Genomic DNA, 12,868 nt, shown 5'->3' on the forward strand with positions numbered 1-12,868 from the left:
TCATAACCACCGTCGAGGGTCCGACTCAACCTCTCCCCACCCTGCCGCGCTTGAACCTGCCGCAGGTGCATGCGATCACTGCGCCCGACGGCGCAATGACAAACGGCAATTCCCTGATGGACGACTTCCAATCCTTCGAAATCCTATCCGGCAAACATGACAAAGGCATGGTGATCCTCGCAGATCACGCGATGAACCGCCTTCCCGCGCGATATGGCCGGCTCGGACTGCCCGAGGCGGCCTTCGCCCGCCACATCGCCTATGACATCGGCATCGAGGGCCTGACGCGACAGCTTTCGGCGAAACTCGGCGTTCCTGCCGTGCTCGGCGGCTTTTCGCGTCTGCTGATCGATCCGAATCGCGGCGAAGACGATCCGACGCTGATCATGAAGATCTCCGACGGCGCCGTCATATCAGGCAATCATCCGATCACACCGCAGGAATGGGACTACCGCATCGAAACCTTCCACCGCCCCTATCACGACGCTGTCGCCGCAACGATCGACAGCGTGGCGAATGCCACCGGCAGGGCGCCGCTGGTGCTGTCGCTGCACTCCTTCACGCCGGCCTGGAAAGGCATTCCCCGTCCCTGGCACGCCGCCGTGCTTTGGGATAGCGACCATCGCGCCGTCGGCCCGCTGCTCGACATGCTGCGCGCCGACCCCGATCTCGCCGTTGGCGACAACGAACCCTATGACGGCGCACTGAAGGGCGATACCATGTACCGCCATTGCATGATCACAGGCATTCCACATGCGCTGCTCGAGGTGCGGCAGGACCTGATCGGAGACGAGACCGGCATATCAGCATGGGCCGAACGCCTAGCGCCGATCTTTGCGGCGATGAATGCCGATCCCGCCTTGCACGGATACGACGTCCACCTGTCACGCACCGGCCCCTATTGAAAGAAAGGAAGCAAGATGACCGCGCTCAGCAAGGAACAACAGACCGAATTCGAAGCTGCCGCCTTCCGCCGCCTCGTCGCACATCTTCGTGAGCGCAGCGACGTTCAGAACATCGATCTGATGAATCTGGCCGGCTTCTGCCGCAACTGCCTGTCGAACTGGTATCGCGAAGCCGCCGAGGCCGAAGGTGTCCCGGTTACCAAGGACGAATCGCGCGAAATGGTCTATGGCATGTCCTATGAGGACTGGAAGAATCTTCACCAGAACGAGGCGTCGCCTGTGCAAAAGGCTGCTTTTGAACTGAACAATCCACACAAATAGCGTGGCTGGCCGCGAACAGGCTTGACCGTGACGTCGCTTCGCGGCAGTCACTGGCATCCAAAATTGATCACCGAAAAACCAGGAGAACACGATGTCTGATGCTCATGGCGTCGCCCGCGATCAGCTTCGCGCTTTCATCGAGCGCATTGAACGGCTGGAAGAAGAAAAGAAGACCATCGCCGACGACATCAAGGACGTCTATGGCGAAGCCAAGGGAATGGGCTTCGATACCAAGATCCTGAAGAAGGTTGTGGCGCTGCGCAAGAAGGACGAGCAGGAACGCATGGAAGAGGAAGCAATCCTCGACACCTACCTGCTCGCGCTCGGCATGATCGAGTCGCCGCCGGAAGGCTGATCCTTCCGGCATTACCGATGTCGACAAGCCGCCGGCCTCCCGGCGGCTTTTCTTTTGCGGTGGAAACAACTGCCTAAACAGCCAACTTGCCGGATCGAAAAAAAGAAAAACCGCCGGATCGCTCCGGCGGTTTTCGACATTTCCTCGATTGGCAGGCTCAGTTCGTGTTGAACTTGCGCACTTCCATGAAGTTCACAGCCGTGCCGCTGAAGCGGGCCGGGTCGACCGAAGCGGTCTTGACGTTGAAGCCCTCGGCATAGACGGCGGTCGGCTGGGCGCGCATCGTCTGGCTGACGAACCGCGGCGCCTTGACCTGCTTGGAGGCCATTTCCAGGCGGGCATTGGTGAGCGCCCACTGCGAAATCATCTTTTCCGTCAGCTTCGGCTCGGTGCGCACCGTCGTGCGGCTGGCATCCGCTGCCGCGGCTTCCTTATGCGTCGGGCGACCACCCTTGGCAGGAAGCCCCTGCGCCACGGCGCTTTCGACAGCCGGTTCGTCGAAGCCGTCGCCAAAGCTTGCCGATTTGGTCATCGGCGCCAAGGCGGCGAGTTCGAGCGGCGGCTTTGCGGCAGGCGCCTTTTGCGTCATCGCGGCGTTGATCGCCTGCTCGACCGTCTGCGGCGCCGACCTGGACGCGATCTGCCTTTCCGCATCCTCGTTCCGCTGCTGGTCGAGCGCATCGGCGACCGCAGGAGACAGTGCGTCCTGATCGGCTTCGTCGGCGTCTGCCTCCGGATCGGCATCGGCCGCGGCAAGAAGGTTCTCGGCAACGGAAGGGCGTTCGATCGGCGTCGGAACCGGCAGCGCATTCGCGCCCGTCAGCACGGGATCGGTCGACGCAACCTCGGCGTCGCCGGGCGCGCGGCGCTGACCGAGAAGCGAGGGAACCGGAATGCTGTAGGCGCTGAGATCGGCGAACTGCTGCGGCTGGGCCTGATCGGCCGGAATGGCCGCCGCAAGAGCCTGCTGTGCGGCATTACCCGAAGGCGGCGCGACGAGTGCATTCGCGACTTCGCTGGCCGCCGGCTGGTTGCTGAATGCCGGGCGAACCTGCGGCACCGGCGCGTTCAGATCGGCGACTTCGGTCTGCTGCGGCTCAGCAGGAGCAGGCTCGGCCTTAGACGGCGTCGCCTTGGCGACGGCGACAGGCGTGGAATCATCCGACTCGTCTTCCTGCTCGTCCGCTCCGCCGCCAAAGAGCGCGGCAAACAGCGTCTTGTGCTTCGGCGCCGCCGATTCGGAAGCGCTGGCGATCTGAATCTGCGTGCCGCTGGCGCGGCGCTTGTAGTCGGCCATCGCCTGCTGGTAGCCCGGCAGCGGCTTGCCGTCGGCCGGAATATGGATGGTATTGCCGTTCGGGAAAAGCCGGACAAGCTCGTCGCGGCTCATGCGCGGCCAGGCGCGAACGCCGCCGACATCCATATGCACGAAGGGCGAGCCCGATTTCGGATAGAAGCCGACGCCGCCGACCTGCATCTTCATGCCGATGCCGCGCAACGTCGCGAGTTTGACGTCGGGAATGAAGAAGTCCATCGCCTTGCCGAGCATATGCTGGCTCTTTTCGGCGACGCCGGATTTGCGCGAGCGGCCGCGCAGCATCTCGTTGGTCCCCGGCGAGCGGAAGCCGCAGACGACGTTGATGTAATCCCTCGAACCGCTCTGGCGATAGACTTCCCAGATCAGGTCGAACAGGCGCGGGTCCATCTTCGTCGGCTGGTTCTTGCGCCAATCGCGCAGGAAGCGGTTCAGCTGCTCCAGACCCTTGGGGTCGAACTTGCCGTTACGCTTGTAGGTGATGACGGCTTTTTCGCCGGTATGAATGAAATAGAGCTTGAGGCTGCGGGTGTCGCCCGCTGCCTGCGAAGGCGTACTAACGAATACCGGTGAGGAAACCGCGAGCGCAAGAAGGGCGGCCGCTACCGTCCTTATTGCCTTTCCGCAAATGTCGGCGCACAACAAACGCCAGCTCAAGCGCGAAGGCTTGGAATTCCCATTCAGATTCGGCAACTCGATCCCCGTCAGACAGACAATGTCCCGTACTGTCTCAGATGACTGTCAAATGCGGTCACACGATGGCAAAAATGCCACACATGATCAACCTTTTCTTTACATAGTGAACGCGCCACTAACAAGTGGTTTATGACTAGTAACAAAACGTGGTTGCCTTAATCTTAAGGAAAAGCGCTTAAGCCGCATCTTTCTGGGGATTGTCAGGGTCTATGCCGTAGTCCTTGAGCTTGCGATAAAGTGTGGATCGGCCGATGCCAAGTTTGCGCGCTACTTGACTCATCTGCCCGCGATAGAATTTGAGCGCGAATCGGATGAGTTCCTCCTCGACATCGGCAAGCTTGCGCACGTCTCCGGCAGGATTGACGCTGGCGATCGCGTTTTCCGAGGCCTCGGACAGGCGGTGGTGCACCTCTCCCGACATCGACGCCCTGAAGTCCTCGCCATAGCCATTGTCAGGATCGAGGCCGGTATTGTCGGCAACTAGTGCCAGGTGATCCACCACGTCATATTCCGGAAGCTGGGCGGCGATCTGCGGGAAATCAGCCTCGGTCAACTCCGGCCCTTCGGCCAGAACGACCGCGCGGAAGATCGCGTTTTCGAGCTGGCGGATATTACCCGGCCAGTCATAGGCGGTCAGCAAAGCCAGCGTGCCGGCATTCACCGTCATGCGGCGGCCGTTCTTCTGCTCGCTGGAGAAGCGGTCGGCAAAGACGCGCACCAGATGCGGAATGTCTTCCTTGCGTTTGCGCAGCGCCGGAATGGTGATCGGGAAGACGTTGAGGCGATAGTAGAGATCCTCGCGGAAATGGCCGTTCTTGACCTCCTCGATCAGATCCTTGTTGGTCGCCGAGATCAGCCGGACATTGACCTTGTGCGCGGTGCGGGCACCGACGGTCTCGATCTCGCCCTGCTGCACGGCACGCAGAAGCTTCACCTGCACCTCGAGCGGCAGATCGCCGATCTCGTCGAGGAAGATGGTGCCGCCATCGGCTTCCATGAATTTGCCGATATGACGCTCGGTCGCGCCGGTAAACGCGCCCTTCTCGTGACCGAAGAGAATGCTTTCGACCAGATTATGCGGGATCGCCCCGCAATTGACCGTGACGAAGGGCTTGTTCGAGCGGTCGCCGCCGGACTGGATGGCGCGCGCCACCAGTTCCTTGCCGACGCCGGATTCGCCTTCGAGCACAACGGGAATGTTGGACTGAGCCGCCCGCTGGGCGAGATCGATGACACGGAGCATCGCCGGGCTTGCCGAGACGATATCGTCGAAGCCAACCGAGCCTGAGCGCGACCGGCGTCCGGCCCGTGCCTTCACCTCGCGCTGGTCGAGCTTCATTGCATTCGAGATCGAAGTGGCGATGCGTTCAGGCGAGACCGGCTTGACGACGAAATCGAAGGCGCCGGCGCGCATCGCCTGCACCACCGTCTCGATGCCGCCCTGCCCCGTCTGCACGATGACGGGGATCTGCGTGCCGAATTCATGAAGCGCATCGAGGAATTCGAGGCCTGTCATCTCCGGCATCATCAAGTCGAGCACGATGACGTTGAAAAGGCCGCTGTCGCGTTTGACCATTTCCAGGCCGATGCGGCCATTTTCCGCCTGGTGCACGACATGGCCGTGACGCTCGATTGCGTTCTTGAGCAGGCGGCGCTGCACGGGGTCGTCCTCGACCACGAGGATTTGCCCTGCTCCCTTGAGCTCATTGTAACCGGTCATTGTCGCCTCACTTCATGCGAAACCATAAAGCGCACTCTGACAGCAAGGCTTGAACATCCAGTTTTGAGAAACAATTGCATTTTAACGATTGCAACGGGTCGTTTTCGTGCCGAAGCGAGGCCTTTCATGCGCCGAAAGCCCCTTGATGCCGGGCCCTAGCACGCTTACAGCGCTGCGCGTCTTCTCAGACGCGCAAAGGACGCTGTAACACTTTCAATCGACGCATCGTGCTTTCCGAAAATCGATTCCGATTTTCGGGCCGATGCGGTAGACAAGCTGACCTGTTACGGCAGACCTGTTATAAAAGTGGAGAGGAATTGCGCTCATGAAAAACAAGCTCCCGCACGCCGGCCTTCTTCTATCGGCGGCAGCGCCAGCTGGGGCCGCCGATGCGGCGCTCGGCGATCTGCCGGTCTGGAAGCTGCAGGATCTTTATCCCTCCGCCACATCCACCGCCTTCGTCGCCGACATGGAAAAGGCCGGCAAGGCAGCGATCGCCTTCGAAGAAAAGTGGAAGGGCACACTCACTGAGGCGGCGGCGAAGACCGGCGCTGAGGGCATCGGCGCGGCGCTGAAGGAATATGAGGCGCTGGATGACATCATCGGCCGTCTCGGCTCCTTTGCCGGCCTCACCTATTTCTCCGACACCACTAACCCGGCAAACGGCAAGCTCTACGGCGACGTACAGGCCAAGATCACCGAATTTTCCGGCCATCTCCTGTTCTTCGCGCTGGAACTGAACCGCATCGACGACGCGGTGATCGACGCCTGCATGGCGAATGATCCTGCCGCCGGACATTATCGCCCATGGCTGCTCGACCTCAGGAAGGACAAGCCCTACCAGCTCGACGACAGGCTGGAACAGCTCTTCCTCGAGAAGTCGATGACATCGGCCGCAGCCTTCAACCGCCTCTTCGACGAAACCATGGCGGAACTTCGCTACGACATCGATGGCGAGAAAGTGCCGCTCGAAGTGGCGCTGAACAAGCTGCAGGAAAAGGATCCGGAAGTGCGCCGCAAGGCAGCCATGGCGCTTGCCGAAACCTTCAAGGCGAATATCCGCACCTTCACGCTGATCACCAACACGCTTGCCAAGGACAAGGAGATCGCCGACCGCTGGCGCGGCTTCGAAGACATCGCCGACAGCCGCCACCTGGCAAATCGCGTCGAGCGCGAGGTCGTCGATGCGCTGGCAGCAGCCGTCCGCGAAGCCTATCCCCGCCTGTCTCATCGCTATTACAAGATGAAGGCGAAATGGCTCGGCATGGAGCAGATGAATTTCTGGGACCGCAATGCGCCCCTTCCGGAAACCTCCAGCGCCATCATCTCCTGGCCGGAGGCGAAGGACACGGTGCTTTCGGCCTATGGCAATTTTGCCCCCGAGATGGCTGATATCGCCAGGCGCTTCTTCGACGAACAGTGGATCGATGCGCCGGTTCGTGCCGGCAAGGCGCCCGGCGCCTTCGCCCATCCGACGGTTCCCTCGGCCCACCCCTACGTGCTCGTCAATTATATGGGCAAGCCGCGCGATGTGATGACGCTCGCCCATGAACTCGGGCACGGCGTGCACCAGGTTCTCGCCGGTGCGCAGGGGGCACTGATGTGCCAGACGCCGCTGACACTTGCCGAAACCGCTTCCGTCTTCGGCGAAATGCTGACCTTCCGCGCCCTTCTGCAAAAGACCACCGATACGCGCGAGCGCAAGGCGATGCTTGCCCAGAAGGTCGAGGACATGATCAACACGGTCGTGCGCCAGATCGCCTTCTACGAATTCGAGCGCAAGCTGCACACCGCCCGCAAGGCTGGCGAACTCACAGCCGACGACATCGGCGAACTCTGGCTCTCCGTCCAGTCGGAAAGCCTTGGGCCGGCGATCAACATTTCTGAAGGATACGAGACCTACTGGGCTTATATCCCCCACTTCATCCACTCGCCCTTCTATGTCTACGCCTATGCCTTCGGCGATTGCCTGGTGAATTCGCTCTATGCCGTCTACCAGAAGGCCGAGAAGGGCTTTCAGGAGAAGTATTTCGAACTGCTGAGGGCCGGCGGCACCAAGCATCACTCGGAACTGTTGAAGCCTTTCGGCCTCGATGCCACCGATCCGTCGTTCTGGAGCCAGGGCCTGTCGATGATCGAAGGGCTGATCGACGAGTTGGAAGCGTTGGATAAGGGCTGAGAGCCCCGACCATGACTTGAAAGAACGAACGCTATGATGGGACCGTTGTTACGCTTGATACATTGACCGCATTCTGCAATGTCCACGAGGACCCATGACGGCAGCCCACTCTCCCTCATTCCTGTGCTCGTCACAGGAATCCAGCGCGCCCAAGTCCTTGGGCGCCGGAGACTCTTTATCTGTCGGACATGAGTCATTCACGGCGCAGACGCGCCGTGGCTGGATTCCTGTGACAAGCACAGGAATGAGGGAGGTGGGTGCTACTGCGGTCTCGGCCTACCGCAGCAAAACCACGAGTTTCGCATCGCCCCGCATCGCAGACGCGACCGTCGGATAACCAAGCAATATGCCGTGAACAATGTCTGACCCCTACATTCTCTTCCGCGACGACACATCAGGACAGGTGATGCTTTTCGCCGAGCCGGCAGAGATCATCCTTGCCAGGACGCGCGCCGAGTTCTTTGCAGGCCTTGTTCGGATGGAGCAGGCCAAGGCCGCAGGCAAATGGCTTGCCGGTTACATGGCCTATGAGGCCGGATACCTCTTCGAAGAAAAACTTGCCCCCTTCGCCGGGGAACATCGCGAAACCCCGCTCATCTGTTTCGGCGTTTTCGACGCCCCGCAGCCCGATACGCATCCGTTTGCCCAGCCAAGACAGCGCCTCGAAAACGAGGAATTCCTCACCGCTCCGAAAGCCGCGTGGGATTTCCCTATATATAAAGAGCGCTTCGACCGCCTCCACCGGCACCTGCGGCTCGGCGACGCCTATCAGGCAAACCTCACCATGCCGGTCGAGGCTCGCTGGAACGGCGATCCTCGGGCCGCCTTCTGGTGGCTGATCGAACGCCAGCCTGTAAAATACGGCGCGGTGGTCGATCTCGGCGGCCCGATCATCCTTTCGCGTTCGCCCGAGCTTTTCTTCCGCACCGATGAAGAGGGCTGGATCGAGACCCATCCGATGAAGGGCACGGCAAAACGCGGCACGACTGCCGTCGAGGATGCCGAAATCATCGAGGCCATGCGCCGCGATATCAAGACGCAAGCGGAAAACCGCATGATCGTCGATCTCCTGCGCAACGATATCTCCCGCATCACCGAGGTCGGCACGCTCGACGTCCCTAAGCTCTTCGACATCGAGACCTATCCGACCGTCCACCAGATGGTGAGCCATGTCCAGGCAAGGCTCCGCCCCGATCTTTCGATCCGCGACATCTTCTCCGCGCTCTTCCCCTGCGGTTCGATCACCGGCGCGCCGAAGATGCGGGCAATGGAAATCCTCCATGCGCTCGAGGATGTCCCGCGCGACGCCTATTGCGGGGCGATCGGCATGATCTCGCCCACCGGCGCCATGCGTTTTTCCGTCGCCATCCGCACGATCACGCTTTTTGAGGGCGGCAGGGCCGTCTTCAATGTCGGCGGCGGCATCGTCTTCGATTCGACCGCCGAGGCCGAATATGAGGAATGCCTGCTCAAGGCCCGCTTCGCTGTCGGCGACCAATGGATTGCGCGATGATCGATTTTTCGCTGATCGAGACGCTGCTCTGGCAACCCGGCGAGGGCTTCATCCGGCTGCGGCTGCATCTCGCCCGGCTTTCCCGCTCCGCCCGTCGCCTTGGCTTCCCCCCACCGATCGAGGCCGCGGCCAAGCTCGACGAAGCCGTTGCGGGTGCTGCCGGTCCGCTGCGCATCCGCCTGACCTTCGACGCGCAGGGCCATATCGAAGTGACGAGCGCCGCTTTCGTGCCCCTGGCGCCCGATGCCATCTGGACCATCCGCCTCGCCGAGACCCGCCTGGATTCCGCCGACAGGCTGCTGCGCGTCAAGACCACGCGCCGTGCCGTCTACGAGGCCGCGCGGGCCGAATATCGGCCTGATGAGGCCGATGAGGTCATGCTTTTGAACGAGTGCGGCGAAGTCTGCGAGGGCGCCATCACCTCGATCTTCCTGGACGACGGAACCGGCATCCTGCGCACCCCGCCGATCTCCTGCGGCCTGCTCGCCGGCGTGCTGCGCACCGAGCTCATCTGCCGGCGGCAGGCCCGCGTCGGCCGTATCTCGCTTGCCGATCTCGATGCCGGCACGCTTTATATCGGCAATTCGCTGCGCGGCCTGATCCGCGCAAACCTCGTCAGGAGCTGACCATGTTCATTCTCTCGCTCACCTATGTGAAACCCAACGATGAAGCCGACAGGCACATGGAGCCGCACATGGCCTGGGTGAAGGAGGGTTATGCAAAGGGCTGGTTCCTCGCCTCAGGCCGCAAGGTGCCGCGCACCGGCGGCGTCATCCTCGCAATCGGCGATCGCACCGCAATCGAGGCCTATGTCGCCGCCGATCCCTTCACCATCCATGGCGTTGCCGAATATGACATCACCGAGTTTGCCGTAACGACTGCGGTCGACGGACTGGAAATCCTGAAGGGCTGAATTTGCAGGAGCCGATCATGGATGATCTCGCAGCCCATCTGAAGGAGCTCGAAGAAAAACTCTTCGACCCGTCCGTTCGCGCCTCGCGGGAGATGCTGACTACGCTGCTCTCGCGCGATTTCCGTGAAATCGGCAGTTCCGGACGGCTCTATACCTTCGACGTCATTGTGCCCAGTCTTTTGGCCGAGCAACGAACGGGAACGTCCCGCGGCGAGCATTTCGAAACCCAAAGACTTGCGGAGCACATCGCGCTCGTCACCTACCGCGCCATTTACACAGACACCGACGGAAGCGAAAGGCGGACGCTGCGCAGTTCCATCTGGCGGCTGGAAGAGGAGGGGCACTGGCGCATGCTCTTCCATCAGGGCACCGTCATCGGTTAAGCCAATCCATGCGGTCTGCCGATCCCCAAGACGGTTTCGCCGGCCCCTATCGCCACTCGATATTTGGTCTTTCCCTGTCAACGCTCTTTATTGTGACGTCGTTTTATGGTTAGAGCCGGTCACCTCGCACTCTCTGCGGCAATTTCAAAACAATTCTTCGGGCTGAACGCCTTCGTCGCCTTCCACAGGAGAAAAGAATGACGGAACAGAATTATCCGGTATATGCCGAAATTACCGGTCCGATCGTAATGATCGGCTTTGGCTCCATCGGCCGCGGCACCCTGCCCCTGATCGAGCGCCATTTCAAATTCGACAAGAGCCGGATGGTCGTCATCGACCCTCGTGAAGAGCCCTCCGACATGGAGATCCTGAAGAAGCACGGCGTTCGCCATATCAAGGAACATGTCACTAAGGACAATTACAAGGAACTGCTGAAGCCGCTGCTGACGGAGGGCGAAGGTCAGGGCTTCTGCGTCAACCTCTCGGTCGACACCTCCTCGCTCGACATCATCAAGCTCTGCCGCAAACTCGACGTTCCCTATATCGACACCGTCGTCGAGCCCTGGCTCGGCTTCTATTTCGACAAGGGCATGAGCAATGCCGACCGCACCAACTATGCGCTGCGCGAAACCATGCGCAAGGAAAAGGCGAAGAACCCGGGCGGCGCCACCGCCGTGTCCACCTGCGGCGCCAATCCGGGCATGGTCTCCTGGTTCGTCAAGCAGGCGCTCGTCAACCTCGCCAATGACATCGGCCTCAAGTTCGAGGAGCCGGACCAGCACGATCGCGAAGGCTGGGCAAAGCTGATGAAGAAGGTCGGCGTCAAGGGCATTCACATCGCCGAGCGCGACACCCAGCGCACCAAGCATCCGAAGCCGCTCAACGTCTTCTGGAACACCTGGTCCGTCGAAGGCTTCATCTCTGAAGGCCTGCAGCCGGCTGAACTCGGCTGGGGCACGCATGAAGAGTGGATGCCGAAAAACGCCAAGAAGCACAAGAAGGGCAACAAGGCGGCGATCTACCTGGAGCAGCCGGGCGCCAACACCCGCGTGCGCACCTGGTGCCCGACGCCCGGCCCGCAATATGGCTTCCTCGTCACCCACAACGAGTCGATCTCGATCGCCGACTTTTTCACGGTCCGCGACAAGGACGGCGAAGTGACCTTCCGCCCGACCTGCCACTATGCCTACCATCCGGCCAACGACGCCGTTCTCTCGCTGCATGAGATGTTCGGCAATGGCGGAACGCCGCAGCCGGTCCATCACGTTCTCGACGAGGACGAGCTGGAGGACGGCATCGACGAACTCGGCGTCCTGCTCTACGGCCATGAGAAGAATGCCTACTGGTATGGCTCGCGCCTGTCGCTGGAAGAAACGCGCCGCATCGCGCCCTACCAGAACGCCACCGGCCTGCAGGTGACCTCCGCCGTCCTCGCCGGCATGGTCTGGGCGCTCGAAAACCCGAATGCCGGCATCGTCGAAGCCGACGAGATCGATTACAAGCGCTGCCTCGAAGTGCAGATGCCCTATCTCGGCCCGGTCGAAGGCCACTACACCGACTGGACCCCGCTCGACGGCCGTCCGGGCCTCTTCCCCGAGGATATCGACACCAAGGATCCGTGGCAGTTCAGGAACATTCTCGTTCGCTGAGATCTCCTGCACGACTTCGACAATGCCCGCCGCAAGGCGGGCATTTTTGTAACGCCGGCTGTCTAAATGCCGCCCGCCGCCCTTCCAAGGCTTGCCTTCATGCCGGGCGCGCGCCATGTTTTGCCCGAACTTGGCGGCTGTCCGCCGCGCCGATTCGCCGGGAGAAGCCTTATGAAAATCAGAACTGGTCTTGTTCTTGTCGGTGCAGCGGCCGCTCTTGCCGCCTGCGTTTCATCAGAGCCGCGTCGCTTGCCGGTTGCAACCGCACCCGCCGCCACCGGCGTCGAAGGCAACTGGAGCGATCCGAACGGCATCGTCTCCACCTTCCAGGGCGGTAGTTTCACCACCCGCACGACCGACAGCAACCAGCTTCTTGCCTCGGGCACCTATATCAATACCTCACCGACCCTGGTGGAGATCAACATGACCTCGCTGGTGCGCAAGACCCAGTCCAAGGTCAATTGCGCCCTCGTCAACCCGAGCCAGCTCAATTGCACCTCCGATTCCGGCGCACAGTTCACGCTTTCCCGCCGCGGCTGAAAGATGAGGCGATAGGCTAAGCACGCCATGCGGGCCTTCGCCTCTTATCTCATCCTGCTGCTCGCATTGCCGCTTGCGGCACTTGCGGTCGTTTCACCGGCCAACGAATATCGTGCCCAGGGCATCGCCGCTCCCGATTGCGACGGGCCGGCGCAGGTGCTGATCTTCGCCGTGCCTACTGTGCTGATCTATGGTGCAGGCGCGCTCCTTGCCTATCGGGCCGGCCGGCGCTTTCATCGCCTCATCTCCCTTCTCTGCCTGATCATCGCGCTCGCCACGGTTCCGAATATTGCAGAGGCCGTGCACGAACTCTATCGAAACGCCGCCGACGGCGAATGCCTGGGATAGGCAACCCCGCTTTTTTGCCCTGCCCCCTTGG

General features: G+C 61.2%; 13 protein-coding genes. 11 read left to right on the forward strand and 2 right to left on the reverse strand.

Features of this window, described 5'->3' with window-relative positions:
• Positions 1-116 precede the first annotated feature (116 nt).
• The 3 genes from HX899_RS05140 to HX899_RS05150 all read left to right on the forward strand — a co-directional run bounded on the left by HX899_RS05140 (position 117) and on the right by HX899_RS05150 (position 1,581).
• Complete coding sequence (locus tag HX899_RS05140) at positions 117-905, forward strand: N-formylglutamate amidohydrolase (RefSeq protein WP_171600720.1); 789 nt, start codon at positions 117-119, stop codon at positions 903-905.
• A gap of 15 nt (positions 906-920) precedes the next feature.
• Complete coding sequence (locus HX899_RS05145) at positions 921-1,226, forward strand: DUF1244 domain-containing protein (RefSeq protein ID WP_181291773.1); 306 nt, start codon at positions 921-923, stop codon at positions 1,224-1,226.
• A gap of 91 nt (positions 1,227-1,317) precedes the next feature.
• A complete protein-coding gene (locus HX899_RS05150) occupies positions 1,318-1,581 on the forward strand; it encodes a DUF2312 domain-containing protein (RefSeq protein WP_003542853.1) in 264 nt (87 codons plus the stop codon).
• Between the two features lie 157 nt (positions 1,582-1,738).
• On the opposite strand, the gene HX899_RS05155 is transcribed toward HX899_RS05150, so the two are convergent.
• Together HX899_RS05155 and HX899_RS05160 are read right to left on the reverse strand one after the other, a co-directional pair.
• Positions 1,739-3,589: a DUF882 domain-containing protein gene (locus HX899_RS05155; protein ID WP_181291774.1), complete on the reverse strand. Its 1,851-nt coding sequence runs from the start codon at positions 3,587-3,589 to the stop codon at positions 1,739-1,741.
• Positions 3,590-3,767: 178 nt separating this feature from the next.
• Positions 3,768-5,312, reverse strand: coding sequence for a sigma-54 dependent transcriptional regulator (locus HX899_RS05160; RefSeq protein WP_041936462.1), 1,545 nt, complete (start codon positions 5,310-5,312; stop codon positions 3,768-3,770).
• Positions 5,313-5,637: 325 nt separating this feature from the next.
• On the opposite strand from HX899_RS05160, the gene HX899_RS05165 reads away from it, so the two are divergent.
• From HX899_RS05165 to HX899_RS05200, 8 genes are all read left to right on the forward strand, one after another.
• Positions 5,638-7,491 (forward strand): M3 family oligoendopeptidase, encoded by a 1,854-nt coding sequence (locus HX899_RS05165; protein ID WP_138333375.1) that lies wholly within the window; start codon positions 5,638-5,640, stop codon positions 7,489-7,491.
• Between the two features lie 358 nt (positions 7,492-7,849).
• Entirely contained in the window at positions 7,850-9,004 is a 1,155-nt protein-coding gene (locus tag HX899_RS05170) for an aminodeoxychorismate synthase component I (protein WP_181291775.1), read from the forward strand.
• Positions 9,001-9,630 (forward strand): aminotransferase class IV family protein, encoded by a 630-nt coding sequence (locus tag HX899_RS05175; RefSeq protein WP_181291776.1) that lies wholly within the window; start codon positions 9,001-9,003, stop codon positions 9,628-9,630. Before HX899_RS05170 ends, HX899_RS05175 begins: the two co-directional genes overlap by 4 nt.
• Positions 9,631-9,632: 2 nt before the next feature.
• Complete coding sequence (locus tag HX899_RS05180; RefSeq protein ID WP_171600646.1) at positions 9,633-9,917, forward strand: YciI family protein; 285 nt, start codon at positions 9,633-9,635, stop codon at positions 9,915-9,917.
• A 17-nt stretch (positions 9,918-9,934) separates the two neighbouring features.
• Positions 9,935-10,300 carry a DUF4440 domain-containing protein gene (locus tag HX899_RS05185; RefSeq protein WP_138333371.1) on the forward strand — a complete coding sequence of 122 codons (366 nt, stop codon included), beginning with the start codon at positions 9,935-9,937 and terminating at the stop codon, positions 10,298-10,300.
• 197 nt (positions 10,301-10,497) lie between these two features.
• Positions 10,498-11,949, forward strand: a complete 1,452-nt coding sequence (locus HX899_RS05190; protein WP_077979517.1) for a homospermidine synthase — start codon at positions 10,498-10,500, stop codon at positions 11,947-11,949.
• A gap of 171 nt (positions 11,950-12,120) precedes the next feature.
• Entirely contained in the window at positions 12,121-12,489 is a 369-nt protein-coding gene (gene omp10 / locus HX899_RS05195) for an outer membrane lipoprotein Omp10 (protein WP_012758937.1), read from the forward strand.
• A 27-nt stretch (positions 12,490-12,516) separates the two neighbouring features.
• Positions 12,517-12,837, forward strand: a complete 321-nt coding sequence (locus HX899_RS05200) for a hypothetical protein (RefSeq protein WP_181291777.1) — start codon at positions 12,517-12,519, stop codon at positions 12,835-12,837.
• Positions 12,838-12,868: the final 31 nt, after the last annotated feature.

The sequence above is a fragment of the Rhizobium sp. WYCCWR 11146 genome, from assembly GCF_013591995.1.
GTDB lineage: Bacteria > Pseudomonadota > Alphaproteobacteria > Rhizobiales > Rhizobiaceae > Rhizobium > Rhizobium indicum.